This is a genomic window from Variovorax sp. GW822-FHT04A09, from assembly GCF_058801005.1.
Genome location: NZ_JBXAMV010000002.1, coordinates 817,954 through 844,687, shown reverse-complemented (window position 1 = coordinate 844,687; position 26,734 = coordinate 817,954). Strand labels below are relative to the sequence as shown.

Annotated in this window: 30 protein-coding genes; 17 read left to right on the top strand and 13 right to left on the bottom strand. The window is 69.9% G+C overall.

Translation table 11 applies throughout. The features are described from left to right. Positions 1-75 precede the first annotated feature (75 nt). Complete coding sequence (locus AC1RLW_RS15060) at positions 76-510, bottom strand: hypothetical protein (RefSeq protein ID WP_253252475.1); 435 nt, start codon at positions 508-510, stop codon at positions 76-78. Between the two features lie 136 nt (positions 511-646). Here AC1RLW_RS15060 and AC1RLW_RS15055 point away from each other — a divergent pair, with 136 nt between their 5' ends. Next, positions 647-862 (top strand): hypothetical protein, encoded by a 216-nt coding sequence (locus AC1RLW_RS15055; protein ID WP_070062548.1) that lies wholly within the window; start codon positions 647-649, stop codon positions 860-862. Between the two features lie 26 nt (positions 863-888). Here AC1RLW_RS15055 and AC1RLW_RS15050 read toward each other — a convergent pair whose 3' ends face one another. After that, positions 889-1,806 carry a DUF808 domain-containing protein gene (locus AC1RLW_RS15050; RefSeq protein WP_493193704.1) on the bottom strand — a complete coding sequence of 306 codons (918 nt, stop codon included), beginning with the start codon at positions 1,804-1,806 and terminating at the stop codon, positions 889-891. A 90-nt stretch (positions 1,807-1,896) separates the two neighbouring features. Then, on the bottom strand, positions 1,897-2,415 hold the full coding sequence (locus AC1RLW_RS15045; protein ID WP_062477596.1) for a GNAT family N-acetyltransferase: 519 nt from the start codon (positions 2,413-2,415) through the stop codon (positions 1,897-1,899). Positions 2,416-2,501: 86 nt separating this feature from the next. Between AC1RLW_RS15045 and AC1RLW_RS15040 the strand changes: the two genes are divergently transcribed. From AC1RLW_RS15040 to AC1RLW_RS15030, 3 genes are read left to right on the top strand one after another with little or no spacing between them, the layout of a single operon-like run. Continuing rightward, positions 2,502-2,648, top strand: coding sequence for a hypothetical protein (locus tag AC1RLW_RS15040; RefSeq protein WP_167395057.1), 147 nt, complete (start codon positions 2,502-2,504; stop codon positions 2,646-2,648). A 4-nt stretch (positions 2,649-2,652) separates the two neighbouring features. Beyond that, the gene (locus AC1RLW_RS15035) at positions 2,653-2,943 is read left to right on the top strand and encodes a VF530 family protein (protein ID WP_095746194.1); all 291 of its coding nucleotides are present in this window, start codon (positions 2,653-2,655) and stop codon (positions 2,941-2,943) included. Continuing rightward, positions 2,940-3,224, top strand: coding sequence for a 2Fe-2S iron-sulfur cluster-binding protein (locus AC1RLW_RS15030; RefSeq protein ID WP_159275965.1), 285 nt, complete (start codon positions 2,940-2,942; stop codon positions 3,222-3,224). The genes AC1RLW_RS15035 and AC1RLW_RS15030 overlap by 4 nt, the downstream gene beginning before the upstream one ends. A gap of 3 nt (positions 3,225-3,227) precedes the next feature. On the opposite strand, the gene AC1RLW_RS15025 is transcribed toward AC1RLW_RS15030, so the two are convergent. Beyond that, positions 3,228-4,424: an MFS transporter gene (locus tag AC1RLW_RS15025; protein WP_492742441.1), complete on the bottom strand. Its 1,197-nt coding sequence runs from the start codon at positions 4,422-4,424 to the stop codon at positions 3,228-3,230. A 128-nt stretch (positions 4,425-4,552) separates the two neighbouring features. Between AC1RLW_RS15025 and AC1RLW_RS15020 the strand changes: the two genes are divergently transcribed. After that, positions 4,553-5,224 carry an RluA family pseudouridine synthase gene (locus tag AC1RLW_RS15020; protein WP_493193700.1) on the top strand — a complete coding sequence of 224 codons (672 nt, stop codon included), beginning with the start codon at positions 4,553-4,555 and terminating at the stop codon, positions 5,222-5,224. On the opposite strand, the gene AC1RLW_RS15015 is transcribed toward AC1RLW_RS15020, so the two are convergent. The 4 genes from AC1RLW_RS15015 to AC1RLW_RS15000 all read right to left on the bottom strand — a co-directional run bounded on the left by AC1RLW_RS15015 (position 5,211) and on the right by AC1RLW_RS15000 (position 7,878). Then, positions 5,211-5,651: a universal stress protein gene (locus tag AC1RLW_RS15015; protein WP_056579296.1), complete on the bottom strand. Its 441-nt coding sequence runs from the start codon at positions 5,649-5,651 to the stop codon at positions 5,211-5,213. The genes AC1RLW_RS15020 and AC1RLW_RS15015 overlap by 14 nt on opposite strands. A gap of 130 nt (positions 5,652-5,781) precedes the next feature. Then, positions 5,782-6,531 (bottom strand): 2OG-Fe dioxygenase family protein, encoded by a 750-nt coding sequence (locus tag AC1RLW_RS15010; RefSeq protein ID WP_159270900.1) that lies wholly within the window; start codon positions 6,529-6,531, stop codon positions 5,782-5,784. Next, positions 6,528-6,812 carry a DUF427 domain-containing protein gene (locus AC1RLW_RS15005; protein WP_056579293.1) on the bottom strand — a complete coding sequence of 95 codons (285 nt, stop codon included), beginning with the start codon at positions 6,810-6,812 and terminating at the stop codon, positions 6,528-6,530. Before AC1RLW_RS15005 ends, AC1RLW_RS15010 begins: the two co-directional genes overlap by 4 nt. Positions 6,813-6,951: 139 nt before the next feature. After that, positions 6,952-7,878: a LysR family transcriptional regulator gene (locus tag AC1RLW_RS15000; protein WP_493193698.1), complete on the bottom strand. Its 927-nt coding sequence runs from the start codon at positions 7,876-7,878 to the stop codon at positions 6,952-6,954. A gap of 207 nt (positions 7,879-8,085) precedes the next feature. On the opposite strand from AC1RLW_RS15000, the gene AC1RLW_RS14995 reads away from it, so the two are divergent. Genes AC1RLW_RS14995 through AC1RLW_RS14950 form a run of 10 tightly spaced genes read left to right on the top strand, consistent with a single transcriptional unit; the run spans position 8,086 to position 18,920 of the window. Next, the gene (locus tag AC1RLW_RS14995) at positions 8,086-8,889 is read left to right on the top strand and encodes a 5-oxoprolinase subunit PxpA (protein WP_493193697.1); all 804 of its coding nucleotides are present in this window, start codon (positions 8,086-8,088) and stop codon (positions 8,887-8,889) included. A 42-nt stretch (positions 8,890-8,931) separates the two neighbouring features. Next, positions 8,932-9,180: an acetyl-CoA carboxylase gene (locus AC1RLW_RS14990; protein WP_070062539.1), complete on the top strand. Its 249-nt coding sequence runs from the start codon at positions 8,932-8,934 to the stop codon at positions 9,178-9,180. 11 nt (positions 9,181-9,191) lie between these two features. Then, positions 9,192-10,586 carry an acetyl-CoA carboxylase biotin carboxylase subunit gene (locus AC1RLW_RS14985; RefSeq protein WP_493193695.1) on the top strand — a complete coding sequence of 465 codons (1,395 nt, stop codon included), beginning with the start codon at positions 9,192-9,194 and terminating at the stop codon, positions 10,584-10,586. Continuing rightward, positions 10,583-11,482, top strand: coding sequence for a 5-oxoprolinase subunit B family protein (locus tag AC1RLW_RS14980; protein WP_493193693.1), 900 nt, complete (start codon positions 10,583-10,585; stop codon positions 11,480-11,482). The genes AC1RLW_RS14985 and AC1RLW_RS14980 overlap by 4 nt, the downstream gene beginning before the upstream one ends. Further along, entirely contained in the window at positions 11,472-12,449 is a 978-nt protein-coding gene (locus tag AC1RLW_RS14975; RefSeq protein WP_493193692.1) for a 5-oxoprolinase subunit C family protein, read from the top strand. The genes AC1RLW_RS14980 and AC1RLW_RS14975 overlap by 11 nt, the downstream gene beginning before the upstream one ends. A gap of 48 nt (positions 12,450-12,497) precedes the next feature. Further along, a complete protein-coding gene (gene torT, locus AC1RLW_RS14970; protein ID WP_492742410.1) occupies positions 12,498-13,580 on the top strand; it encodes a TMAO reductase system periplasmic protein TorT in 1,083 nt (360 codons plus the stop codon). Positions 13,581-13,587: 7 nt separating this feature from the next. Next, complete coding sequence (locus AC1RLW_RS14965) at positions 13,588-15,096, top strand: sugar ABC transporter ATP-binding protein (protein WP_493193691.1); 1,509 nt, start codon at positions 13,588-13,590, stop codon at positions 15,094-15,096. Then, on the top strand, positions 15,093-16,139 hold the full coding sequence (locus AC1RLW_RS14960) for an ABC transporter permease (protein ID WP_354343694.1): 1,047 nt from the start codon (positions 15,093-15,095) through the stop codon (positions 16,137-16,139). The genes AC1RLW_RS14965 and AC1RLW_RS14960 overlap by 4 nt, the downstream gene beginning before the upstream one ends. A gap of 33 nt (positions 16,140-16,172) precedes the next feature. Continuing rightward, positions 16,173-17,444, top strand: coding sequence for a 4-aminobutyrate--2-oxoglutarate transaminase (gabT, locus tag AC1RLW_RS14955; protein WP_493193690.1), 1,272 nt, complete (start codon positions 16,173-16,175; stop codon positions 17,442-17,444). 12 nt (positions 17,445-17,456) lie between these two features. Further along, positions 17,457-18,920, top strand: a complete 1,464-nt coding sequence (locus AC1RLW_RS14950; RefSeq protein ID WP_493193688.1) for an NAD-dependent succinate-semialdehyde dehydrogenase — start codon at positions 17,457-17,459, stop codon at positions 18,918-18,920. A 4-nt stretch (positions 18,921-18,924) separates the two neighbouring features. On the opposite strand, the gene egtD is transcribed toward AC1RLW_RS14950, so the two are convergent. Then, positions 18,925-19,923 carry an L-histidine N(alpha)-methyltransferase gene (gene egtD, locus AC1RLW_RS14945; protein ID WP_139705681.1) on the bottom strand — a complete coding sequence of 333 codons (999 nt, stop codon included), beginning with the start codon at positions 19,921-19,923 and terminating at the stop codon, positions 18,925-18,927. Between the two features lie 26 nt (positions 19,924-19,949). After that, a complete protein-coding gene (gene egtB / locus AC1RLW_RS14940; RefSeq protein ID WP_493193687.1) occupies positions 19,950-21,215 on the bottom strand; it encodes an ergothioneine biosynthesis protein EgtB in 1,266 nt (421 codons plus the stop codon). Between the two features lie 138 nt (positions 21,216-21,353). Here egtB and AC1RLW_RS14935 point away from each other — a divergent pair, with 138 nt between their 5' ends. Together AC1RLW_RS14935 and AC1RLW_RS14930 are read left to right on the top strand one after the other, a co-directional pair. Beyond that, positions 21,354-22,700, top strand: a complete 1,347-nt coding sequence (locus AC1RLW_RS14935) for an NAD(P)/FAD-dependent oxidoreductase (RefSeq protein WP_493193686.1) — start codon at positions 21,354-21,356, stop codon at positions 22,698-22,700. A 19-nt stretch (positions 22,701-22,719) separates the two neighbouring features. Then, the gene (locus AC1RLW_RS14930) at positions 22,720-22,971 is read left to right on the top strand and encodes a hypothetical protein (RefSeq protein ID WP_070062528.1); all 252 of its coding nucleotides are present in this window, start codon (positions 22,720-22,722) and stop codon (positions 22,969-22,971) included. 26 nt (positions 22,972-22,997) lie between these two features. On the opposite strand, the gene AC1RLW_RS14925 is transcribed toward AC1RLW_RS14930, so the two are convergent. The 3 genes from AC1RLW_RS14925 to AC1RLW_RS14915 form a co-directional block, all read right to left on the bottom strand. After that, on the bottom strand, positions 22,998-24,920 hold the full coding sequence (locus tag AC1RLW_RS14925) for a PhoX family protein (RefSeq protein WP_493193684.1): 1,923 nt from the start codon (positions 24,918-24,920) through the stop codon (positions 22,998-23,000). 60 nt (positions 24,921-24,980) lie between these two features. Beyond that, on the bottom strand, positions 24,981-25,553 hold the full coding sequence (locus AC1RLW_RS14920; RefSeq protein WP_493193682.1) for a thermonuclease family protein: 573 nt from the start codon (positions 25,551-25,553) through the stop codon (positions 24,981-24,983). A gap of 96 nt (positions 25,554-25,649) precedes the next feature. Continuing rightward, positions 25,650-26,681, bottom strand: a complete 1,032-nt coding sequence (locus tag AC1RLW_RS14915; protein ID WP_062477653.1) for a LacI family DNA-binding transcriptional regulator — start codon at positions 26,679-26,681, stop codon at positions 25,650-25,652. Positions 26,682-26,734: the final 53 nt, after the last annotated feature.

Genomic DNA, 26,734 nt, shown 5'->3' with positions numbered 1-26,734 from the left:
GTGTCTCCGCCCCGCACGCACGGCCATGGCGCGGGGACTTCGTTCGGTGAGAGGAAAAGACGAAAGGCCGGAGGCCTATTTTTGCGCGGCCAGCTCGCGGCAGCGCTTCACGTTCGCATCGAAACGCGGCGCCAGGCCCGGCTCGCAGGCGTCGTCGGCGGGGTTCAGCCTGCACATGCCGACCACCGCGTAGTCCATGACGGCCGCCGTGCACATCGGGTAGGCGGCCAGCTCGGGGTTGGCCTTGGCCTTGAAGCCCCAGCGCTCGGAGAACTGCACCATGCGCGTCATCGCGCCGAGGAAGAAGCTGCGGTCCTTCGCGGCAATGGCCGCTTCCATGCGCGGCAGCTCCTCGTTGAGGTAGCCGACCGAGTCCATCGGAAAGCCGGCGGGGTCGGGCTGCGGCTGCGCGAAGGCCGTGGCGGCCATCAAGGCCAGCGAGGCACCCACGCAGGCGCGTCGCAACGGGAGGAAGAAGGCGGAACCGGTGGGCAGGTGGCGGTATGGCATGGCCTGCGATTCTGCAACGTTTGGAAGCATTTTTGCGTGCCGATCGATGTGCGCACGCGACGTTTTCAGGCGGCTGCCGGCCTCTCCGCGCGGCGCGGGACAATGGCCGCTTCCGTTTTCCCTTGCAAAGACCCCCATGGCCCGACGCCCCCAACGACAGCTGCGCACCATCGAGCGCGGCATCCTCTGCCTCCTGATCGGCGTCGCCGTGCTGCTGGGGCCGCGCTTCCTGCAGGGCACGCGCTGGTTCGAGATGGTGGCCGGCGCGTACCTCGTCGGCTGGTTCGCGCTCGCGCTGGGGGTGGCGCTGGTCGGCGTCGGCCTGTTCCAGCGCGGCAAGCCGGAGCGCTGAGGCCCGACCGCAAGGTCAGCAGGCGCTCAGTGCGCCGCCGCCTTCTTGCCGCGCAGCTTGCCGACGAGTTCCACCACGGCCAGCACGATGGCACCGGCCACGATGCCGACGACGGCATTGACGCCCATCGAGCCCAGCGTGCCGAACACGCCGCCCGTGGCCTTGGCCCAGTCTTCGACCGCATGGCCGAATGCCGGCACGCCGTGCACCAGGATGCCGCCGCCCACGAGGAACATGGCGGCCGTGCCGGCCACCGACAGGCCCTTCATGAGCCACGGCGCCGCCGCCAGGATGCCGCGGCCCAGGGCGCGCGCCGCCGCGCTGCTGCGCTGGCTCAGGTACAGGCCCGCGTCGTCCAGCTTCACGATGCCGGCCACGAGGCCATACACGCCCACCGTCATGATCAGCGCGATGCCGACCAGCACGCTGAGCTGCGTCGTGAACGGCTGGCCCTGCACGGTGCCCAGCGTGATGGCGATGATTTCGGCGGAGAGGATGAAGTCGGTGCGCACCGCGCCCTTGATCTTGTCCTTCTCGACCGCGACCACGTCGACCGTGGTGTCGGCCACGGCCTGCTGGTGGCGCGCGGTGTCGGCCTCGTGCTCCTTTTTGTGCAGGAACTTGTGGACCAGCTTCTCGGCGCCCTCGAAGCACAGGAACGCGCCGCCCACCATGAGCAGCGGCGTCACCAGCCAGGGCAGCCAGGTACCGATGGCCAGCGCGGCCGGCACCAGGATCGCCTTGTTGACGAGGGAGCCCTTGCACACGGCCCACACCACCGGCAGCTCGCGCTCGGTGCGCACGCCGGTGACCTGCTGCGCGTTCAGCGCGAGGTCGTCGCCGAGCACCCCGGCGGTCTTCTTGGCAGCAACTTTGGTGAGGACGGAGACGTCATCGAGCACGGTGGCGATGTCGTCGAGCAGCAGGAGCAGGCTGGTGGCCATGGGCGAAAGTCAGGCTGTGGAAGAAGCGGCGAGCTTATCCGCAGCCGATGGCCGCGCCGGTGAAGACCGTACGCGGCATCCGGGGGTGGATCAGTCCACCGCCCGCTTCAGGCGGATTTCTTCGACGCGGACCGTGCCCAGTGCGGTGGTCTTGGCCGTCTTCATCTCGCGCTTGAAGCCGGCGAGTTCGTGGAAGCGCATGGCGCGGTCGTTGCGCAGCGGCACCCAGATGGTGACCGTGGTGCAGCCTTCTTCGGCCAGGCCTTCGCGGGCGGCGTCCCACAGGGCCACGCCGGCGCCCTTGCCCCAGTGCTCGGGCTTGACGTAGATGGCCCAGATCTCGCCCGTGGTGGGCGGGGTCTTGGGGTCGCGCGAGCGGTCGAAGCCCACGAAACCGACGATCTCGCTGCCGTGCGTCACCACATGGACCTGGGGTTCGCTGAATTCGATGGCCTCGCGCCACTTGGCCTCGCGCGAGGCGGGGGCCAGCACGCGCAGGTCGTCTTCGGACAGGATGCCTTCGTAGGCAGCCTTGGCAGAGAGGGCATGGACTTCGGCGACGGCCTTGGCGTCGCGCATCGTGGCGGGGCGAACTTCGTAATCGGACATGAAAGCGGAAAAACGTGTGGAACCGGCTATTGTCGCCGCACCGCTAAACTCCTCCGGCATCCGCACGTATCAACTGGAGAAAGCACATGGCCAAGGGTCAGCAACGCACCAACAAGGAAGCGAAGAAACCGAAGAAGGACACCTCGCCGCCGAAGGCCCCCACCGGCGGCATCGAGCCCGTGCGCACCGTCACCACGGCGGTGATTCCGCGCGGCAAGCTCAAGAACAAGTGACCGAGTGACCGACGTCCCCGCGCCCGCCCCCAAGCCGGCGCAGCCGCGCAACCCGCTGCATGGCCTCACGCTGGAGGCCATCGTGACTGCGCTGGCCGATTATTACGGCTGGGAGCAGCTGGGGCACCTGGTGCCGATCCGCTGCTTCATCAGCGAGCCCAGCGTGGGTTCCAGCCTCAAGTTCCTGCGCAAGACGCCCTGGGCGCGCGACAAGGTCGAGAGCCTGTACCTCTTCATGCTGCGCGAGCAACGCCGCGAACAGCAGCAACAACAGCAAGAACCTCCGACGCGATGAAGGTCCGTCTCGAACCGTCGGGCCTCGAATTCGAGGCCGAGGCGGGCGTCACGCTGCTGCATGCGGCGGAGGCGGCCGGCATCGAGCTGCCCAGTTCGTGCCGCAACGGCACCTGCCGCACCTGTATCTGCCAGCGGCTCTCGGGCGAGAGCCGCCACCTCATCGAATGGCCGGGCCTGAGCTTCGACGAAAAGATCGACGGCTGGATTCTTCCGTGCGTGGCCGTGGCGCTGAGCGATCTCACGCTCGACACGCCGCAGGCCCGCGCCCTCTTCGACTGACGATCAGGACCGCGCCGACGCCGGGGCCGCCACCACCAGCCGGTCGCGCTGCGCCAGCGACGGGAACAGGCGGAACCACGTCAGCGCCACCAGCATCGTCCCCACGCCGCCGAGCACCACCGAGCCGACCGGCCCCAGCAGCGCCGCCGTGGCGCCCGACTCGAACTCGCCGAGCTGGTTGCTCGCGCCGATGAAGATCGAGTTGACCGCGCTCACCCGCCCGCGCATGGCGTCGGGCGTTTCCAGCTGTACCAGCGTCTGGCGGATCACGACATTGACCATGTCGGCCCCGCCCGACACCGCGAGCGCGATGAGCGAGACGAGAAAGCTCTTCGACAGCCCGAACACCACCATGCACAGCCCGAACGCCCCCACGGCCAGCAGCAGCGTGCGTCCCACGTTGCGCTCGACCGGCCGGCGCGTGAGCGCGATCGACATCACCAGCGCGCCCACCGCCGGCGCGCTGCGCAGCAGGCCCAGGCCCCAGGGGCCGGTGTGCAGGATGTCCTTGGCATAGATCGGCAGCAGCGCCACGGCGCCGCCCAGCAGCACGGCGAACAGGTCGAGCGACACCGCGCCCAGCACCGGCTTGCGCTGCCAGATGAAATTGACGCCCGCGAACACCGTGGCCAGCGTGACCGGCTCGCGCGCGGCCGGCGCGTGGTCGTAGCGCAGCCGCAGCACCAGCACGCAGGCCACCGCGAAGCACAGCACGCTCGCGCCGTACACCACCGCCATGCCCGCCACGAACAGCAGCCCGCCGAGCGCGGGCCCGCCGATGATCGCGCCCTGCATGCCGGCCGAGCTGAACGCCATCGCGCGCGACAGCAGCAGCGGCGGCACCAGCAGCGGCGTGAGCGCCTGCTGCGCCGGCATCTGGAAGGCGCGCACCGCGCCGAGCACCAGCGACAGCCCGAGCAGCAGCCCGCGCGTGTCGTTCTTGTGCAGCACCGCGAACAGCAGCGCCAACGCCACCGTGCCCTGCACCGCGAAGCACACCGCCACGATGCGGCCCCGGTGGTGGCGGTCCACCACATGGCCGGCCAACAGCGCGAGCAGCAGCGCGGGCACGAACTGGTAGAGCCCGACCAGGCCCAGGTCCCACGCGCTGCCCGTCAGCTCGTACATGTGCCAGCCGATGGCCACGAGCATCATCTGCGAGGCGGCGGTGCCGAACAGGCGCGCCACCCACAGCTGCATGAAGGGGCGCTCGCGCCTCAGGTCGGTGAACGTGGGAGACAAGGGAGAAGAAGCGGCGCCGGGCATATCGGTCGAGGATAGCCCAGCCTTCTTCCGGCTTTCTGAGCCTCTCTACACTCGCTGTCCCCATGACCGCTTCGCCGCCCGACCTGCTCCCCGTTCACGAAGACGCCCACCTGCTGGTGCTCGACAAGCCCGCCGGCCTGCTGTGCGTGCCCGGGCGCGGCGAGGACAAGCAGGACTGCCTGAGCGCGCGCGCCCAGCGCCAGTGGCCCGACGCGCTCATCGTGCACCGGCTCGACATGGGCACCAGCGGCCTCGTGGTGATGGCGCGCGGCCTGGAGATGCAGCGCGCCCTGAGCGCGGCCTTCGCCGACCGCGAGGTGCACAAGCGCTACGAAGCCGTGGTCGATGGCGTGATGCCGCAACGCGACGACTGGTCGCTCATCGACGCCCCGCTGATGGCCGACTGGCCGCGCCGGCCGCTGCAGAAGATCGACCCGGCCGGCAAGCCCAGCCTCACGCGCTGGCGCGCACTGACCAGCGTGTCGCCGCCCGGCGGCCCTGCGGCCACGCACGTGCTGCTGGAGCCGCTCACCGGCCGCTCACACCAGCTGCGCGTTCACCTGCTGTCGATCGGGCACCCGATTTTGGGCGATGCGCTGTACGGCAATGCCGCGCTGCAGGCACGCGCGCCGCGCCTGCTGCTGCATGCCAGGGAGTTGGGGTTCGTGCATCCCGCGACGCGGGAGCCGTTGCACTTCGAGCGTGCGGCGGGTTTCGTGCTCAGCGGCCCTTGACGACGAGCACCGGCATGGTGGCGTCCTGCAGCACGCGCTGCGTCACGCTGCCCAGCAGCAGTTTCTCGATGCCGCTGCGCCCGTGCGAGCCCATCACGATCAGGTCGGCCGCGATGGCGATGGCGGTGTCCACGATGCCTTCGTGCACCACGTGGCCGTCGATCACGCGCTGGTCGCTGTGCAGGCCCTCGGCCGCCAGGGCGGCCACGCCGCGTGCGAGCGCCGCATTGGCGCTGGCGGTGGCCGCCGCGAGGTATTCGTTCTGGCCGAGCGCATAGTCCGCGCCCACGCCGATGAAGGGGTAGTTGTCGATCACGTGGATCAGCGTGATGCGGCTGCCGAAGGCCAGGGCGAGACCGCTGGCCTTGCTGACCGCGAGCATGGAAGTTTCGGAGCCGTCGATGGGGACCAGGATGTGATTGAACATGGCGGGACCTCGCTTAGCGTTCGCAGACAGACAGACTGACGGACCCGGTTCGCACCGGGTCGGGCCCCGAATTTAACCGCTATGCCGAACCCGCCCTGTAGGACTCCGACCAGCGAAGCCCGCAGGCGTCTCAATCCCCCTGGAAACCCTCGGAACGGCAGGTGACGACGAGCGTGTCGCGCCACCCATCGCCGCCCTCTTCCATCGGCTGGATCGGCGTCGATTCGTGGATCACGCGCGCGTCGTCCAGCAGCAGCAGCGTCCACGGCTCGGTCATGGTGAAGCGCTCGCCGCGCCGGCCGTTGGCCTCGAACACGCGCGTCTCGCCGCCCTTGATGCCCTGGCGCCCGATCAGCACCACCGCCACCAGGTCGACACCGTCGCGGTGCGCGCCTTCGGGCGTCGGGCGGCCGATGCCGCCGGCGGTGTCGATGCGGAACTGGTGTGCTTCCACGAACCAGCGCTGCGGTGCGCCGCGCATGTCGCTGCTGACCTGGCCCAGCTGCTGCATCAACCGTTGCCACACGGGCTGCGCCACCGTGGCGTCGAGCATCGGCGCGAACCAGCGCTGCATGCCGCCGTGCAGCGCGTTGTATTCGACCGGCTGCCAGTGCGCGCGGTGCGGCACCTGCGCCAGCGTGGCGTCGGCCTCGACCGTGAAGCAGGCGTGGCGCCGCGTGCGGTAGCGGCCGCCGTCCTTCAGGTACTCGTCGGGCGGCAGGTCGTTCCAGTCGGCGTGCAGCGCCTCGAGCTGCGCCAGCGGCACGCCGAGCCAGTCGCACACGCCCTGCGGGCTGAGCACCGCATAGCCGTGCTCGCGCAGCGCACCGGCCAGTTCGGCCGGCGGCGTGAACGGGGGAGCGAAGGCGGCGGTGCTCACTGGGCGCTGACCTTCACGTCCTTCCAGAACGCGACGCGGTCACGGATTTCCTCGGCTTCGGGCTTCGGGTCGGGGTAGTACCAGGCGGCGTCGGCATGCAGCTCGCCGTTGACCAGCAGCGAGTAGTAGTTCGCCGAGCCCTTCCACGGGCAGGTGGTCTTGTGGTTGCTGAAGGTGACCACGTCGCGGTTGAGCGAACTCATCGGGAAGTAGTGGTTGCCTTCGACGAGCACGGTGTCGTCGCTTTCGGCGATGGTGACGCCGTTCCAGGTTGCTTTCATGGGATCGATCTCCGGGGAGGTGCAAGGTGCCGATGCCGCATTGCGCGCTCGGGACAGCGGCTATTGTGACGCTGGCGCGACGTGCTTTCCTTGCGCCGGGTCATCCCGGCCCGATGCCGGCAGGGTTTCCCCCGCAACCTCAGCCGCGACCGCGCCCGGTGCGCCCCGACGCCGGCTCGAGAAACAGCTGCCGGAAATAATTGCGGAACGCGGTCATCGCCGGCGAAAACTCCACGCCCTGCTTCCACCCCAGCCCGATGTTCATCGTGGGCACCGCGTCGCGCAGGTTGATGGTCTCGATGCGCTTGCCTTCCAGCGACCACGGCCGGTACACCATGTCCGACAGCACCGTCACGCCCAACCCGTTGGCCACCGTGCTGCGCACGGCCTCCACCGAACTCGTGCGCAGCCGGATCTGCGGCTGGTGCGGCGTCTTGCTCCAGTACTTGAGCGCGGTGGCCGCGGCCTCGTCCACCGTGAGCATGATGTAGGGCTCGGCCGCCACGTCGGCCAGCGTCACCTCGGCCTTGTCCAGCAGCGGGTGCTTGGCCGGCACCCACAGCCGGCGCTGCGAGCCGAAGAAGGTTTCGAGCGACAGCTCGCGCAGCACCACGTTCGATGTGAGCACCACGCCGATGTCGTAGCGCTGCGTGATCAGGCCCTCTTCGATGGCCTCGCGCGCCACCTCGTGCACCTTCACCGTCACCTGCGGATGCAGCTGCTCGAAGCGCTGCAGGTGGTGCGGCAGGAAGTAGCCCAGCACCGTGTAGCTGGCCGCGACGGTGAGCGAGCCCTCGACGTTCTCGCCTTCGTGCGGCATGCGCACCGCCTCGTCGGCCGCCGACAGCACCGCGTAGGCGTGGCTCAGGAAGCGGCGCCCGGCCTTGGTGAGTTCCACGCCGTGCGGGTGCCGCTCGAAGAGCTGCTGCCCCATCAGCTCCTCGAGCTCGCGGATGGCGGTGGTCACGGCCGACTGCGAGATGTTCAGCTGCAGCGCCGCATGCGAGATGCGCCCCACCTCGGCCACCGCCGAGAAGTACTTGAGCTGGCGAAGGGTCAGGGACATGGCGCCGTCTTCCTAGGGTATTTACGGATACGCGCTGCCCGCCTCGGGCGAAAACCCGATACCGCGCGATCGCTTCCCTCCAGCGTAGCGCCCAATCCAGCGGCTTGCAGCATCTGTTTTTCAGATACCGGGCCGCCTGAAAACAATGCTTTTCGGCCTTTCGACTGCTGACTAACCTTCGCGCCAACCTGCATCGCCCCCTTGGCGATGCGCACCACACAAAGGCGGGACGACGTGACGAAGACAACGCGGATCGATCTGAATTCCGACATGGGCGAAGGCTTCGGCCCCTGGACCATCGGCGACGGCGTGGACGAGCAGCTCATGCCGCTGATCAGCTCGGCCAACATCGCGACCGGCTTCCATGCCGGCGATCCGAACATCATGCGAAAGATGGTGCTGCTGGCCCGCGAACACGGCGTGGGCATCGGCGCGCACCCGGGCTTTCGTGACCTCGTGGGCTTCGGGCGCCGCCACATCACCGCGCCGGCCGACGAGCTGGTGAACGACATGGTCTACCAGCTCGGCGCGCTGCGCGAGTTCGCGCGCCTGGCCGGCATGACGCTGCAGCACATCAAGCCGCATGGCGCGCTGTACATGCATGCGGCGCGCGACGAGGCGCTGTCGCGCGCCCTCGTCACCGCGCTGCAGCAGATCGAACCCACGCTGCGCCTGTTCTGCATGGAATCGTCCGTCACCTTCCAGGTGGCGCGCGAGCTCGGCCAGCCGGTGGTGCGCGAGTTCTATGCCGACCGCGACTACGACCTGAGCGGCTCCATCGTCTTCACGCGCCGCGTCGGCGCGCTCGACCCCGAGGCCGTGGCCGCCAAGGTGCTGCGCGCCTGCACCGAGGGTGTGGTGCGCACGGTCGACGGCCAGGACGTGGCGATCGGTTTCGACTCGGTCTGCATCCACAGCGACACGCCCGGCGCGCTCGCGCTGGTGCAGGCCACGCGGCGCGCCCTTGCCGACAACGGCATCGAAGTTGCAGGCCTGGCCAAGCCCGCCTGAGTTTTTTTCCTCGTTACCCGAACCTGTTCCAGGAGTGTCCCGATGCCCGCTACCCATGAAGTCCTGAGCCCGCTGCCGGGCACCTTCTACCGCCGCTCGGCGCCCGACGCGCCGCCGTTCAAGGCCGAAGGCGACACCGTGGCCGTGGGCGACGTGCTCGGCCTGGTCGAGGTGATGAAGCAGTTCAGCGAAGTCACGGCCGACGCCGCGGGGCGCCTGGCCAGCTTCGCGGTCGAGAACGGCGAGCCGGTCGATCCGGGCCAGCTGCTGGCCGTCATCGAAACGGCCTGAGGCAACCGCCCATGACCGCCGCATTCGACACACTGCTGGTCGCCAACCGGGGCGAGATCGCGGTGCGCATCATCCGCGCCGCGAAAGAACTGGGGCTGAAGACCGTCGCCGTCTACAGCGACGCCGACGCGCAGAGCCTCGCCGTGCGCATGGCTGACAAGGCCGTGCGCATCGGCCCGGCGCACGCCACCAAAAGCTACCTGAGCATCGACGCGATCCTGCAGGCCGCCGCCGACAGCGGCGCCGGCGCGGTGCACCCTGGCTACGGTTTTCTCTCGGAGAACGCCGCGTTCGCCGAGCGCGTCGAGGCCGCGGGCCTGGTGTTCGTGGGCCCGACGCCGCATGCGATCCGCACCATGGGCGACAAGGCCGCGGCGCGTGCCGCCGCCCTGCGCGCCGGCGTGCCCACCGTGCCCGGCAGCGCGGGCGTGGTGACCGACCCGGACACCGCCGTCGAAGTCGCGAAGGACATCGGCTACCCGATCATGATCAAGGCCTCGGCCGGCGGCGGCGGGCGCGGCATCCGCGTGGCGCACGACGAAGCCGAGCTGCGCCAGCAGTTCGCCACCGCCACCGCCGAAGCGCAGGCCGCCTTCGGCAACGGCGAGGTGTACCTCGAGCGCTTCATCCGCCAGGCGCGCCACATCGAGGTGCAGATCCTCGGCGACGGCGAGCGCGTGGTGCACTGCTTCGAGCGCGAATGCTCGCTGCAGCGGCGCCGCCAGAAGGTGTGGGAAGAAGCGCCCTCGGCCGCCATCAGCGAGGCCACGCGCGCCGCGCTGTGTGAATCGGCACTGCGGCTCGCACGCGCCGTGGCCTACCGCGGCGCGGGCACGCTCGAGTACCTGTACGACGACGACACGCGCGAGTTCTTCTTCATCGAGATGAACACGCGCATCCAGGTCGAGCACCCGATCACCGAGATGGTCACCGGCGTCGACCTCGTGAAGGAAATGCTGCGCATCGCGCTGGGCCAGCCGCTGCGTCTGAAGCAAGAAGACATCCGCCTGACCGGCGCGGCCATCGAGGTGCGCATCAACGCCGAGAACGCGGCGAAGAACTTCATGCCGAGCCCCGGCCTCGTGTCGCAGCTCGTGGTGCCGGGCGGCCCCGGCGTGCGCTTCGACACCTTCCTGTTCCCCGGCTACACCGTGCCCGCGTACTACGACTCGCTGCTCGGCAAGCTCATCGTGCACGACACCGACCGCGACAGTGCCCTGGCCCGCATGCGGCGCGCGCTCGGCGAGTTGCAGGTCGAAGGCATCCATACGACGATCCCACTGCACCGCGCGCTGTGCGAGGACGCGGATGTCGCCAAGGCCGCGTTCCATACCGGCTTTCTCGAAACCTGGCTCGCGGCGAATCCACTCGCCGACGCGCCTCCCATGTTGAAGGTGGCCGCATGACCGCTGCAAGCACCCTCCCCCCGCAAGCCCGCTACAGCTTCGGCGGCGACGAGCACCTGTTCGTCGAGATCAGCGAAGAGATGTCGCTGCCCGCCTTCTTCAAGGGCATGGCGATCTGCAACGAGCTGCGCCGCCGCGCGCTGCCCGGCGTGACCGAGATCTGCCCGGCCAACGCCGCCTACCTCGTGCGCTTCGACCCCGATGCGATCGCGCCCGACGCGCTGCTGGCCACGCTGAAGGACATCGAAGCGGGCCTGGGCGATGCCGACCTGCAGATGCAGACGCGCATCGTCGAGATCCCGGTGCTCTACAACGACCCGTGGACGCACGAGACGCTGATGCGTTTTCGCGAGCGCCACCAGGACCCGTCGAGCACCGACATCGAGTACGCCGCACGCATCAACGGCCACGCCTCGGTCGAGGCCTTCATCGAGGCGCACTCGTCGGCGCCGTGGTTCGTGTCGATGGTCGGTTTCGTGGCCGGCCTGCCCTTCCTGTTCCAGATGGTCGAGCGCCAGCGCCAGATCCAGGTGCCCAAGTACCTGAGCCCGCGCACCGACACGCCCAAGCTCACGCTGGGCCACGGCGGCTGCTTCAGCTGCATCTACTCGGTGCGCGGCGCGGGCGGCTACCAGATGTTCGGCGTCACGCCCGCACCGATCTTCGACCCGGCGCAGCGGCTGTCGTACCTGAAGGACCTGATGGTGTTCTTCCAGCCCGGCGACATCGTCAAGTGGAAGCCCATCGACCGCGCCGAGTACGACCGCCAGGTCGCGCAGGTCGAGGCCGGCACCTACGCGCTGCGCATCGCGCCCGTGTCGTTCTCGCTCAACGATTTTTTGGCCGACCCCGACGGCTACAACCAACAGCTCCTGAAGGTGCTCCATGGCGATTGAAGTCCTCAAGCCCGGCCTCGCGACCAGCGTGCAGGACGCCGGCCGCCCCGGCTACTACCACCTGGGCATTCCGCTGTCGGGCGCGCTCGACCAGCAAAGCCTGGTGCTCGCGAACCTGCTGGTGGGCAACGACGAAGGCGCGGCCGTCATCGAAAGCACGCTGCTCGGGCCCGAGCTGCAGTTCGACGCACCCGCGCTGGTGGCGGTGACCGGCGCCGACGCGAAGATCAAGCTCAACGGCAACGAAGCGCCGCGCAACACCTCGTTCACGGTGCAGGCCGGCGACAAGCTGAGCTTCGACTTCATGAAGCTCGGCGCACGCATGTGCATCGCCGTGGCCGGCGGCATCGACGTGCCGGTGGTGCTGGGCAGCCGCTCGACCTACGGCCTGGGCGCGTTCGGCGGCTTCAACGGCCGCAAGCTGCTGGCCGGCGACAAGTTGCCCGTGGGCACGCCGGCTGCCGGCGCCCGCGCGGGCCGCACGGTCGATGCCGCGCTGCTGCCGGTGCTCGAGAAGGAAGTGGCCCTGCGCGTGCTGCCGGGCATCTACTTCCATCGCCTGCAGGAGGTGTCGGTGCACAGCTTCTTCGCCGACACCTGGACCGTCGGCTCCGAGGCCGACCGCATCGGCTACCGCTACAAGCACGGCACGCCGCTGAAGTTCCAGGAACGCACGCCGCCCTTCGGCGCGGGCGACGACCCGTCGAACATCGTCGACGCAGGCTACCCGTACGGCTCCATCCAGGTGCCGGGCGGGCGCGAGCCGATCATCCTGCACCGCGATGCGGTGTCGGGCGGCGGCTACGCGATGGTCGGCACGGTCATCAGCGCCGACATGGACCTCATCGCCCAGATGCAGCCCAACCACAAGGCGCGCTTCGTCGAGGTCGACATGGCGCAGGCGCTCGAAGCCCGCGCCGAACGCCGACGACGGCTCGATCGCCTGCGGGCCGCACTCGCGGCCTGACGCGTTCCCTCCCCCTTTTCTTCACCGCTGTCACCCAAGGAGTTCTTCATGAACAGCTCGCCCCTGCGCGTTTCATTGATCGCCGCTTCGCTCGCCACCGCCCTGGCGTGGCACGCCCCGGCCTCGGCCGCCGACTGGTTTCCCTACAAGGCCGAGGCCACCGAGCCCGCCTTCTCGGCCGAGGGCACGAAGAAACCCATCGACTACACGCCGCTGGCCAAGGCGTCGAAGAAGTGGGACATCTGCGTGTCGTTCCCGCACATGAAGGACGCCTACTGGCTCGGCGTGGACTACGGCGTGATCGAAGAGGCGCGTCGCCTGGGCGTGAAGCTGCAGGTGGTCGACGCGGGCGGCTACACCAACCTGGGCAAGCAGGTCTCGCAGATCGAGGACTGCGTGGCGCGCGGCGCCAACGCGGTGGTCATCGGCGCGATCTCGGGCGACGGGCTCAACAACGTCATCAAGGCCACGGCCGCCAAGAAGGTGCCGGTGATCGACCTGGTCAACGGCATCAGCTCGCCCGACCTGTCGGCCAAGTCGCTGGTGTCGTTCTACACGATGGGTCAGTCGACCGGCGAGTACCTCGCGAAGAAGCACCCTGCCGGTTCGCCGCCGGTGAAGGTCGGCTGGTTCCCCGGCCCGGCCGGCGCGGGCTGGGTCGAGGCCGCGCACAAGGGCTTCATGGAAGCGATCAAGGGCAGCGCCGTGACGGTGCTCGACCCGAAGTACGGCGACACCGGCAAGGAGGCGCAGGCCAAGCTGGTCGAAGACGTGCTGCAGGGCAACCCCGACCTGGCCTACGTCGCCGGCACGGCAGTGACCGCCGAGGCTGCCACCGGCATCCTGCGCGCACGCAACCTCGACAAGAAGGTGCAGGTGCTCTCGTTCTACATGACGCCGGGCGTGTACGAAGGCATCCAGAAGGGCCGCATCGTGGCCGCGCCGGCCGACTCGATGGTGATCCAGGGCCGCATCGCGGTCGACCAGGCCGTGCGCCTACTGGAGAACAAGGACGTGGTGAAGCACGTCGGCCCGAAGATCTTCGTGGTCGACAGCGGCAACATCAAGACCGTGAAGCAGGCCGACATCCTGCCGCCGACCGGCTTCAAGCCGGTGTTCGAGGTCAAGTAGGCCGGCCATGGCTCCCGTGCTGCTGCAGACCCTCGGCCTGGGCAAACGCTACCCCGGCGTGCTCGCGCTCGATGCGATGGACTTCGAGCTGCGCGCCGGCGAGGTGCACGTGCTGTTCGGCGAGAACGGCGCCGGCAAGTCCACGCTGATCTCGCTGCTGGCCGGCGCCAACGTGCCGACGGCGGGCGAGATCCGCATGCACGGCGCGCCGGTGAAGTTCGCCAACGTGCACGACGCGCGGCGCCACGGCATCAGCGCGGTGTTCCAGGAGTTCTCGCTGATCCCCACGCTGTCGGTGGCGCAGAACCTGAGCCTGGGCGAGGAGCCGTGCCAGCGCGGCCTGCTCGACCGCGCGGCGGTGCGCGAACGCGCCCGCACTATGCTGGCCGACCTGGGTTTCGAGATCGATGTCGACGCGCCCGTGGCGGGCCTCACGCGCGCGCAGCAGCAGATGGTGGAGATCGCCAAGGGCCTGCGCGGCGAGGTGTCGGTGCTGATCCTCGACGAACCCACCGCCTCGCTCACCGACACCGAGACGCAGCGCCTGTTCGAACTGGTGGCGCGGCTGAAGGCGCGCGGCGTGGGCATCGTCTACATCTCGCACCGCATGCAGGAGATCGCACAGATCGCCGACCGCATCACGGTGCTGCGCGACGGCCGCAAGGTCACGACGGTGGACGCGCATGCGACCAGCGCCGACCGGCTCATCGAGCTGATGAGCGGGCGCGCCATCGACAACATCTACCCGCGCATCACCGCCAATCCCGGCGAGGTGGTGCTGCAGGTCGAAGGGCTGGCCTCGCCGAACGGCGTGCGCCACGCCAGCCTCATGGTGCGGCGCGGCGAAGTGGTCGGGCTGGCCGGACTGGTCGGCTGCGGCAAGTCGGAGCTGTTCCGCGCGATCTACGGGCTCGACCCCGTGAGCGAAGGCCGCGTGCTGTTCAAGGGCCGGCCGCGCACCGGCGCGACGGTGCGCCAGCTGCTCGACGACGGCCTCTTCTACCTGCCGCCCGACCGCAAGGGCGAAGGGCTGGTGCTCGGCTTCACCTCGCGCGCCAACATCACCCTACCCCTCGTGCACGGGCCGCTGCGCGGGCGCGGCGGCTGGCTGCGCAAGCGCCTCGGGCGGCGGCTTTCGACGACGGCCGCCGAGCGCGTCGAACTCGCGCCGCGCAACCTCGAGCGGCCCGTGGGCCTGCTCTCGGGCGGCAACCAGCAGAAGGTGCTGTTCGGCAAGGGCATGACGCGCGACGCCGCGCTCTACGTGTTCGACGAGCCCACGGTCGGCGTCGATGTCGGCACCCGCAGCGCGCTGTACGAGGTGATCCGCAAGCTCTGCGAAGGCGGCGCGGCGGTGGTCGTGATCTCGTCCGACCTGCCCGAGGTGCTGCACCTGAGCCACCGCGTGTACGTGATGTGCCGCGGCGAGATCGCCGGCGAGCTGCACGGCGACGCCATCCAGGAAACCGCCGTGCTCAACCTGTTTTTCGGCCCCAGCGAGAACCCCTCCTCATGACTTCACCTTCCCTCACCGCCGCCCCGGCGGCTCCCACGCCCGGCCTGGCCGGGCGCGCCCTCGGCCTGCTGCGCAGCCTCTTCCTGCGCCTGGGCGTGCTGCCCTTCATGCTGGTGATCGCCTGCGTGGTGTTCGCCACGCTGTCCGACCAGTTCCTCACGGTGCAGAACCTCGTGAACCTGCTGCGCCAGTCGGTCTACCTGATCCTCGTGTCGCTGGGCCAGATGCTGGCGCTGGTGACCGGCGGCTTCGACCTCTCGGTGGGCACGGTGATGGCGATCACCTCGGTGGTCTCCGCGCTCGCCATGCAGGCGCTGGGCGCGGCCTTTCCCGACGCGGCCTGGATGGTGGTGCTCGTGGGCTGCGCCTGCGGGATGCTCGCCGGGCTGGTGGTGGGCCTCATCAACGGCTTCGGCGTGGCGGTGATCGGCGTGTCGCCCTTCATCGTGACGCTGGGCGTGCAGTCGATCGGCTTCGGCTTCGCGCTGTTCCTCACGGGCGGCGTGCCGGTGTCGGGCATGCCGGCGCAGTTCAGCGAGCTGTTCGGCTTCGGCACCGTGCTCGGCGTGCCGGTGCCGATCCTCGTGACGGCCGTGTGCGTGGCCGGCATGGGCCTGCTCATGGGGCGCCTGCCGACCGGCACGCACCTGCTCGCGGTGGGCGGCAACGCCAAGGCCGCGGCGCTCTCGGGCATCGACACGCGCCGCGTGCTGCTCATGGCCTACCTGCTGTGCGCGGGCCTCGCGGCCGTGAGCGGCCTGCTGCTCACGGCGCGCGTGGAAACCGGCGAGGCCAACCTCGGCGGCACCGTGGCGCTCGAATCGATTGCGGCCTGCGTGATCGCCGGCGTGAGCCTGCGCGGCGGCATCGGCCGCGTGCCCAACGTGGTGATGGGCGCCATCTTCATCGGCCTGGTGCAGAACGGCATGAACCTGGCCAGCGTGGGCTCTTACCTGCAGATGGTGGTGCTGGGCGCCCTGCTGATCGTGGCCGTGGTCGCCGACCAGATCCGCCATCGCATGGTGGCACCGGGCAGCCACTGAGCCTCCAACCAACACAAGCAACGAAGGAATCTCATGACATCCAGGACCAACGCCGCCATCGACGCGCGCCGCATCGCCGCCACGCCGCGCGGCGTCGGCATCGGCTTTCCCATCTATGCCGAGCGCGCGCTCAACGCCGAGCTGTGGGACGTCGAAGGCCGGCGCTACATCGACTTCGGCTCGGGCATCGCCGTGCTCAACACCGGCCACCGGCATCCGCGCGTGGTGGAGGCCATTCGCGCGCAGCTCGAGCGCTTCACCCACACGGCCTACCAGGTGGTGCCGTACGAAAGCGTGGTGTCGCTGGCCGAGCGCCTGAACCGCCTCACGCCCGGCACCCACGCCAAGAAGACCGCCTTCTTCACGACCGGCGCCGAGGCGGTCGAGAACGCCATCAAGATCGCGCGCGCCGCGACGCGCCGGCCCGGCGTGATGGCACTGAGCGGGGGCTTTCACGGCCGCACCTTCATGGGCATGGCACTCACGGGCAAGGTGGTGCCGTACAAGACCGGCTTCGGGCCCTTTCCCGGCAGCATCTTCCACGTGCCCGCGCCGATCGCGCTGCACGGCGTGTCGGTGGACGATTCGCTGCGCGCCATCGAGCAGCTCTTCAAGGCCGACATCGAGCCCGAACAGGTGGCAGCCATCATCCTGGAGCCGGTGCAGGGCGAAGGCGGCTTCTACGCCGCGCCGCCCGCCTTCATGCGCGCGCTGCGCGAGATCTGCGACCGCCACGGCATCCTGCTGATCGCCGACGAGATCCAGACCGGCTTCGCGCGCACCGGCAAGTGGTTTGCCATGGACCACCACGACGTGGTGCCCGACCTCATGACCATGGCCAAGAGCCTGGCCGGCGGCACGCCGCTGTCGGCCGTGTGCGGCCGCGCCGAGATCATGGACGCGCCCGCCCCCGGCGGCCTTGGCGGCACCTACGCCGCCAACGCACTGGCGATTGCGGCGGCGCATGCGGTGCTCGACGTGATCGAGGACGAGCGCCTGTGTGAGCGCGCGCAGGTGCTGGGCGACCGGCTCAAGGCGCGCCTCGAAGGGCTGCGCGCGAAGGTGCCGCAGATCGCGGACGTGCGGGGCCTGGGCGCGATGGTGGCGGTCGAGTTCGCGGGGGCCGACGGCGCGCCCGACCCCGAGTTCACGAAGCAGGTGCAAACCCGAGCGCGCGACGCGGGTTTGCTGCTGCTGACTTGCGGCGTGCACGCCAATGTGGTCCGCTTCCTGTTCCCCCTGACCATCGAAGACGCGGTGCTCGGCGAAGGCCTCGACATCCTCGCCGCCGCATTGCAAGCCTGAGACAAACCACCCATGCCACTGAAACTCCAAGACCCGACCCTGCTGCGCCAGCAGGCCTGCATCGCCGGCGCCTGGGTGAATGCCGACAACGGCACCACCGTCGCCGTCACCAACCCCGCCACCGGCGAGCAGATCGGCACCGTGCCGATGTGCGGCACCGAGGAAACCGTGCGCGCCATCGCCGCCGCCGAGAAGGCGCAGAAGGCCTGGGCCAAGGTGCCCGCCAAGGAACGCTCGGCCATCCTGCGCAAGCTCAACGACCTGATGCTGGCGAACGTGGACGACCTCGCGCTGATCATGACCACCGAGCAGGGCAAGCCCCTGGCCGAGAGCCGCGGCGAGATCGCCTACGCCGCCTCGTTCATCGAGTGGTTCGCCGAAGAAGCGCGCCGCGTGTACGGCGACACCATTCCCGCGCCGCAGGCCGACCGCCGCATCCTGGCACTCAAGCAGCCCGTGGGTGTCACCGCCGCCATCACGCCCTGGAACTTTCCCACCGCCATGCTCACGCGCAAGGCCGGGCCCGCGCTCGCGGCCGGCTGCGCCATGGTCGTGAAGCCGGCCACGCAGACGCCGTTCTCGGCGCTGGCCTTTGCCGTGCTCGCCGAGCGCGCGGGCGTGCCCAAGGGCCTGCTGTCGGTGCTCACCGGCTCGGCCAGCCAGATCGGCGGCGAGATGACGCGCAGCCCCATCGTGCGCAAGCTCACGTTCACGGGTTCGACAGAGGTGGGCCGCACGCTCATGAAGCAGTCGGCCGACACCATCAAGAAGCTGTCGCTCGAACTCGGCGGCAACGCGCCCTTCATCGTGTTCGACGATGCCGATGTCGATGCGGCCGTCGAAGGCGCGATGGTGTCCAAGTACCGCAACACCGGCCAGACCTGCGTGTGCGCCAACCGCTTGTACGTGCAGCGCGGTGTGCTGGAAGCCTTCACGCAGAAGCTGGTGGCCAAGGTCAACGCACTGAAGGTCGGCAACGGCACCGAGGCCGGCGTCAACCAGGGCCCGCTGATCGACGCCAAGGCGGTCGAGAAGATCGAGGAGCACGTGGCCGACGCCGTCGCCAAGGGCGGCACCGTGCTCGCGGGCGGCAAGCGCCATGCGCTGGGCGGCCTGTTCTACGAGCCGACCGTGATCGGCGGCGCCACACCCGAGATGCTGTTCGCGCGCGAGGAAACCTTCGGCCCGCTGGCGCCGATCTTCGCGTTCGACACCGAGGCCGAGGCCATCGCCGCGGCCAACGACACCGAGTTCGGCCTGGCCGCGTACTTCTACAGCCGCGACATCGGCCGCATCATGCGCGTGGCCGAGGCGCTCGAATCGGGCATCGTGGGCGTGAACACCGGTCTGGTGTCGACGGCCGAGGCGCCCTTCGGCGGCGTCAAGCAGTCGGGGCTGGGGCGCGAAGGCTCGAAGTACGGGCTCGACGACTTCCTCGAAGTGAAGTACGTGTGCCTGGCGGGGCTGGACAGCTAGCGCGTCAGCTCAGCAGCCAGTGCACGCTGAACAGCCGCTCGGGGTCGGTCCACACCGCCCCGACGCGGAAGCCCGCGCGCACCGCCAGGGCCTGCAGGCCTTCGACGGTGAACTTGTGCGAGTACTCGGTGTGCAGGGTCTCGCCTTCCTCGAACGAGAAGCGCTCGCCGCGCAGCTGCACGCTCTGCGCGCGCCGGCTCACGAGGTGCATCTCGATGCGGCGCATCGGTGCGTTGTAGAAGGCCGCGTGCGAGAAGCCGTCGAGGTCGAAGTCGGCCGACAGCTCCGCGTTCGCGCGCCGCAGCAGGTTGAGGTTGAACGCCGCCGTCACGCCCTGCGCGTCGTTGTAGGCCGCGTGCAGCCGGTCGGGGTCTTTCACCAGGTCGACGCCGATCAGCAGGCCGCCGCCCCGCAGCATGCGCGCCGCGAGCTGCAAAAACGCCAGCGCCTCGTCGGGCTCGAAGTTGCCGATGGTCGAGCCGGGAAAGAAGCCCACGCGCCGGCCCGCCCCGGCCATGGGCGCGGGCAGCACGAGCGGCATGGTGTAGTCGGCCGCGATGGGCTGCACCGCGAGCGCCGGGTAGTCGGCCTTCAGGCGCGCCGCCGCGGCCTCGAGGTGCTCGCCCGAGATGTCGATCGGCAGATAGCGCTTGGGTGATTCGAGCGCATCGAGCAGCAGCCGCACCTTGGTGAGCGAACCCGCGCCGAACTCGACGATCTCGGCGTTCGGCCCGATCTGCGCGGCGATCTCGCCGGCGCAGGCGCCCAGGATGCCCAGCTCGGTGCGCGTGGGGTAGTACTCGGGCAACTCGCAGATGCGGTCGAACAGCTGCGAGCCGGCCACGTCGTAGAAGAACTTGGGCGAGATGTGGCGCGGCGTGCGTGCCAGGCCGGCCTGCATGGCGCGGCCGAACTCGGACCACGGGGCGGTGTCGGGCGGGGTCGCTGCTTCCTGTCGCTGCAGATGGCTGGCGAGGGCGAACGGGGCGGTCGGATTGCGCATGATGCTCGGCTCCATCGAGGTGTCGGTCAAAGGTCTTTCGCGAGCCGCAGCCCCGAGAACTGCCAGCGTGCCGCCGGCGGAAAGAAATTGCGGTAGCTCGGCCGCGTGTGGCCGGCCGGCGTGGCCACGCTGCCGCCGCGCAGCACCAGCTGGCCCACCATGAACTTGCCGTTGTATTCGGCCGCGATGCCGGGCAGCGGACGAAAGCCCGGGTACGGGTCGTACGAGGAACGCGTCCATTGCCAGACATGGCCGCTCATCTGCGCGATGCCGGGCGCGTCGAAGGCGGCCTCCCATTCGAACTCGGTGGGCAACCGTGCGCCGGCCCATTCGGCGTACGCGGCGGCCTCGTAGAAGCTCAGCTGGGACACGGGCGCGTCGGCCTCCATCGGCCGCACGCCGTGCAGGCCGAACACCTGCCAGCCGCCGGGCGCGGCAGGGCCGCCGCCGGCGCCGAGGGTGGCGATGCGCGGGTCGTCGGCTTCGAGCCAGTAGGCCGGGTGGCGCCAGCCCTGCGCCTGCACCGTGGCCCAGCCGTCGGACAGCCACAGCTCGGGCCGGCGGTAACCGCCGTCGGCGATGAACTGCGCGTAGTCGCCGCAGTTCACGAGCCGGTCGGCGATGGCGTAGGGGCGCAGCAAGGCGGCGTGGCGCGGCGTCTCGTTGTCGAAGCAGAAGCCTTCGCCCGCATGCCCGACCTCGACCGTGCCGCCCGGCTGTTCCAGCCAGCGCACCTCGGCCGGCACGGCCGCCAGCCGCCGCGCGGGGCCGCTCGCGGGCCTGTAGGCCGGCAGCAGCGGGTTGCACGACAGCGCATGCAGGATGTCGGTGAGCAGCAGCTCCTGGTGCTGCTGCTCATGGTTCAGCCCGAGCGCGACGATGGCCTCGATGGCTACCCAGTCGAGCGCCTCCGGCGCAGCCAGCAGCGCGAGCACCGCCTCGTCGACATGGCGGCGGTAGGCGTGCACTTCATCGAGCGAAGGCCGCGTGAGCAGCCCGCGCTGGGGGCGCGGGTGGCGCGGGCCGAGCGCTTCGTAGTAGGAGTTGAAGAGGTAATGAAAACGCGCATCGAAGGGTCGGTACCCCGCCGCATGCGGCTGCAGCAGCACGGTCTCGAAGAACCACGTCGTGTGCGCCAGGTGCCACTTGGTCGGGCTGGCATCGGGCATCGACTGGATGCACTGGTCCTCGGCGGACAGCGGCGCGGCCAGCGCCACGCTGGCGGCGCGCACCGTGCGGAATTGCTCGCGCAAGGCGCTCGCCACGGGGGCGATCGGCCGGGAAAACTTCATGGTGTCTCCAGTCGGGTGAGCCGGAAGTTTTAGCCCATTCGGGCGACAAAAGCACGTAGGACAAGACGCCGCCGCCTCGCCGCCGCAAGCGCCCGTCCTGTGGGCAACGGCCCCGGCCCGCTGCGTATGATCCGGGCGATGCAAACCCCCTCTCCTTCGGCCAGGCCCCACGTTGTCATCATCGGCTGCGGTTTCGGCGGACTCGAGGCAGCGCGCAAGCTGCAGCGGGCCGACGTCGATGTGACGGTGATCGACAAGACCAACCACCACCTGTTCCAGCCCCTGCTGTACCAGGTGGCGACCGCCGGGCTCGCGGCGCCGTCGATCGCGGCGCCGGTGCGCGCCCTGTTCCGCAAGCAGGCCAACGTGACCACGCTGCTGGCCGAGGTGACGGGCATCGACCCGGCCGCGCACAGCATCCAGCTGGCCGACGGCAGCCACGTCGCCTACGACCACCTGATCGTCGCGGCCGGCGCCACGCACAGCTACTTCGGGCACGACGAGTGGGCGCCCGCCGCGCCGGGCCTGAAGACGCTGGCCGACGCCTTCGAGATCCGCCGCCGCGTGCTGATGTCCTTCGAGACGGCCGAGACCACCGCCGACCCCGAGCGCCGCCGCGCGCTGCTCACCTTCGTGGTGATCGGCGCCGGGCCGACCGGCGTCGAGATGGCCGGCACGCTGGCCGAGATCGCCAAGCACACGCTTGCGGGCGAGTTCCGCCGCATCGATCCCGGCAGCGCGCAGGTGCTGCTGGTCGAGGGCGGCCCGCGCGTGCTGCAGGCCATGCCCGAAAGCCTGAGCCAGAAGGCGCTCGAACAACTGGAACGGCTCGGCGTGGAGGTGCGGCTGAATGCGCGCGTCACCGCCATCGACAACGCCGGCCTCGAAGTGCAGACCGGCGGCGGCCCCGACGGCGCGCCGCTGCAGAGCTACCGCATTCCCAGCAGCTGCGTGGTGTGGGCGGCCGGCGTCGCGGCCTCGCCGCTGGGCCGGCTGCTCGGCAACGCCACGGGCGTCGAGTGCGACCGCGCGGGCCGCATCAAGGTCGAGCCCGACCTGAGCCTGGCGGGCCACCCCGAGATCAGCGTGGTGGGCGACCTGGCCGCCGCCATGAGCCACGCGCCCGGCAAGCCGCCCAAGCCGGTGCCCGGCGTGTCGCCCGGCGCCAAGCAGGCCGGCCGCGCGGCGGCGGCGAACATCCTGCGCCGCCTGGCAGGCCAGCCCACGGTGCCGTTCCGCTACGCCGACTACGGCAACCTGGCCACCATCGGGCGCAACTCGGCCGTGGTCGACCTGGGCACGCCCTTCGGCCCGCTGCGCTTCAGCGGCCGGCCCGCGTGGCTGTTCTGGCTGTTCGCGCACGCGTACTTCCTCATCGGTTTCCGCAACCGCGTCGTCGTGATGTGGGACTGGGCCAGCGCCTACTGGAGCTTCCAGCGCAACGCGCGCGTGGTGGCCGACGTGCAGGGCCGCAGCGAGTCGTAAGCACTTCCCACGCCGCGCGATGACGTTGCTCTGGTGGGTCGTCTTTCATGCGCTCGATGCGCTGTTCTGGCTCTGGATCCTGCGCTGGGGCGGCGCGGCCTGGCTCGAAGGCACCTTCCTCTCGGGCTTTCTCGTGAGCATCTTCGCGCCGCGCTGGGGCGCCGAGGGCCTGCGCATGTTCGCGCTGCTGATGCTGGTCGTGTGCGCGATCAGCTTCGTCTGGGGCCTGCTCATGCCCGAGATGCGCTGCTGGTACTCGGGCCACTGCTGAAGCCCCGAGGCGCCCCCTTGGCTGCGTCAGCTGCCGATCACCCCACCGTCGATCTTCGTGATGACCACGGTCGCCGAGCGCGGCCGGCCTGCGCCGTCGGGCCACTTCGACACGGCGAGCGGGCGCTCGGGGTCGCTGCGCTCGTTGGCCGGCTCGCCCGGGTGCTGGATGTTGATGAACAGCGTGCGCAGGTCGGGCGTGGCCGTGAGGCCGGTGATCTCGCAACCGGCCGGGCCGAGCAGAAAGCGGCGGATCTCGCCCTTGGTCGGGTCGCAGGCCAGCATCTGGTTGTTGGGCAGGTTCGTGTAGTCGCCCTTGCCGAGCGTGGAGGTCGACACGTCGGTCTGGATCCACAGCACGCCGCGCGCATCGACCATCAGGCCGTCGGGGCTGCCGAAGGCGTCGCCCTTGACGTTGCCCTGCGCTTCGTAGCGCGTCTGCTTCGGGTCGCCCGCGAGCACGAGGTGGTTCCACGCGAACTTCGTGGCGTCGAGGTCGCCGCTTTCCTTCCAGCGGATGATCTGGCCCATCGTGTTGTTGGAACGCGGGTTGGCCGCGTCCATGAAGGGCTGACCTGGCGCGCCGCGGTTGCTGTTGTTGGTGAGCGTGCAGTAGACCTCCTTCGTCAGCGGATCGACGGTGGTCCACTCGGGGCGGTCCATCTTCGTGGCACCGAGGATGTCGCTGGCCTGGCGCGACTTGATGAGCACGTCGCCCTGCGTGGCGAAGCCCTTGTCGGCCACCAGCCCGCCCTTGCCCTGCACCAGCGGCAGCCATTCGCCCGTGCCGTCGACGTCGAAGCGGCCCACGTAGAGCGTGCCGTGGTCGAGCAGGTCGCGGTTGGCGGCGGCGCCGCCGGGGCGCACTTTGTCGCGGCTCACGAACTTGTAGATGTATTCGAAGCGCGAGTCCTCGCCCATGTAGACCACGGCGCGGCCGTCGTCGGTGAGTGCCACGGCGGCGCCTTCGTGCGCGGCGCGGCCCAGCGCGGTGCGCTTGCGCGGCGTCGAGCTCGAGTCTTGCGGATCGATCTCGACCACCCAGCCGTAGCGGTTCGATTCGTTCGGGTGCTTGGCGACGTCGAAGCGTTCTTCGTGCTCGTGCCAGCGGTACTTGGCGCCGTTGCCCTTCTTGAGGCCCCAGCGCTTCTGGTGCTCGTCGGGCGTGGCGGTGCCCTCGAAGTAGTCGGCGAAGTTTTCCTCGCAGGTCAGGTAGGTGCCCCACGGCGTCTGGCCGTTGGCGCAGTTGTTGAAGGTGCCGAGCACCTGCGTGCCCGAGGGGTCGCCCGCGGTGCGCAGCATCGGGTGGCCGGCCGCAGGGCCGGTGAGCGTCATCGGCGTGAGCGCGGTGATGCGGCGCGCGAAACGCGAAGGCAGCACCTGCTGCCAGGCCGCGCCGTCGCGCTGAAGCTCGATCACCGACACGCCGTGCGCGTGCATCGACTTGCGCACCTTCGCGGCGCTCCAGGTCTTCATGCCGTCGGTGTGCAGCAGGCCGTCGTCCACGTACTCGTGGTTCAGCACCAGCAGGCCGCGGTTCGATCCATCGAGCGGGAAGAAGGCCATGCCGTCGTGGTGCATGCCGGCCTGCAGCGCCTGGTCGTCGGCGGAGTCGGAAGCGTCGGTCTTGAAGGCGGGCATGCGGCCCGCGATGCCCGTGGGGTCGCCCCAGCGGTACAGCACCTGCGTGCGGTAGCCCTCGGGCACGACGACCTGGTCGACCGCCGCCATGGGCACGCTCTTGAAACCGATGGCGCGGCCCAGGCCGCTCACGGCGTTGCTACTGCCGCTGCCCGTGCTGGCACAGCCGGCCAGCGGCCCGAACAGGCCTGCCACGGCCGCCGCCAGGCCGCCGCGCACGAAGACCCGCCGCTGCGGATCGGACACGTCGTGGATGGTGGGATTGCCGGAGGGGTTGGAGTCCTCCATGCGCGCGAAGTCTTTGGCCATGTCCTGGGGGTCCGTGGGAATCGTGGGAACCCGCGATGCTCCCGCGCGTCCATGAAGCCGTCATGACAGGGGTTCGAAGCGCACGTCACCCCAGGGCTGCGAGCCGCCGTGGTTGTTGCTGTTGCGCGGTTGCTCCCGCCGTTCGCGGCGCCAGTCCCAGGGCGGTGTCGGCGCGGTGTCGGCCCACAGGCCGATGTGCTGCGCGCGCGCCGCGGCTTCGAGGCGGAACAGGTCGCCGCCGCGCTTCTTCGCGATGCCGTGGTAGTCGTACACCCAGGCCCAGCCTTCGGCCACCAGGCGGCGGCCGGCGTCCTCGCCGTTGCAGCGCACGTCGGCCACGGTGCGGCCGTAGCGGTCGGTGTCACGCTCGGTGATGACGGCCTTCTCGGCGTAGCACAGGCGGCTCAGCGCCTGGCGGCTGCGCTGGCCGTAGGGCTGCGCTTTTTCGGGCGCGTCGATGGCGGCGATGCGCACCTTGACCTGCTCATAAGCGCCACTGCGGCCACAGCGCGCGGTGAGCGTGTCGCCGTCGCTCACGCCCACGACGAGGCAGGTGCGCGACGACGCGGCGTGGGTCAGCAGCGGGAGGGAAAGACCGAGGGAAAGAAGCAGGAAGACGGGACGAAAGCGCATGCGGAAAGGGAGCGGAACACGGGGCCAAGAATGGCCGACGATTCTCGGCGCGAAGTGTGCGCGCCGCCCTTCGGATGCATTTGTTTTCGTCTTCGTTCAGCGCGCGGCCGGCGCGGCCGTCGACTTGCGCACCACCAGCTCCGGGCGCAGCACCACGGTGGAGGCCGACAGCGCCTGTCCGTCGATCTCCTCGAACAGCATCTCGGCCGCGCGCCAGCCGAGTTCGCGGTGCGGCAGCCGGATGGTGGTGAGCGGCGGATCGACCATGTCGACCAGCGGCATGTCGTTGTGGCCGGTGATCGAGATGTCCTTCGGCACGCGCAGGCCGGCCTCGCGCAGCGCGTCGTAGGCGCCCAGCGCCACGAGGTCGTTGCAGCAGACCACGGCTTGCGGCGCGGCGCCGGCCGCGAGCATCTGCTTCATCGCTGCCGCGCCCGCCTCGCGGCTGTAGCTCGCGCACTCGACGATGCGCGCCGGCTTCATGCGGTGGTCGCGCAGCGCCTGCTCCACGCCCAGCAGGCGCCCCACGCCGGTGGGGATGGTCTGCGGCCCCGCCAGGTGCGCGATACGTTTGTGGCCCAGGCCCACGAGGTGGTCGACCGCGAGCTTCATCGCCAGCCGGTCGTCGCTCACCACGGCGGGCAGGCGACCGGTCTCGTCGGCGCGGTTGACCAGCACCGCGGTCATGCCGGCCTTGGCGACGAAGTCGACCAGCGGGTCGTCCCGCGTGGCGGTGGCCAGGATCACGCCGTCCACGCGCTGCGCCAGCATGCGCTCGAGCACCGGCCGCGCCAGCGCCGGATCGACCACGTTGGTGACGAACACGAAGTAGCCGCGCGCGGCCGCGCTGGCCTCGATGCCTTGCAGGATCGGAGGGAACACCGCGTTCGTGATGTCGGGCACCAGCACGCCGATGGTGTGGGTGCGCCCCGTGCGCAGCGCCGAGGCCGCGCGGTTGGGCCGGTAGCCCAGGCGCTGCGCGGCCTCCTCGACCACGCGCAGCACCTCGTCGCTGATCAGCGAGCGCTTCTCGGGACTGAGCGCGCGCGACACGGTCGACACATGCACCCCGGCGGCACGGGCGACGTCGCGGATGGTGACGGGGCTGGAGGGGGGATGGGTGCTCATTGGTGCAAACGATTGTTGGTCATCCGGTACGCCATGGTCGGCGAATTTCCATT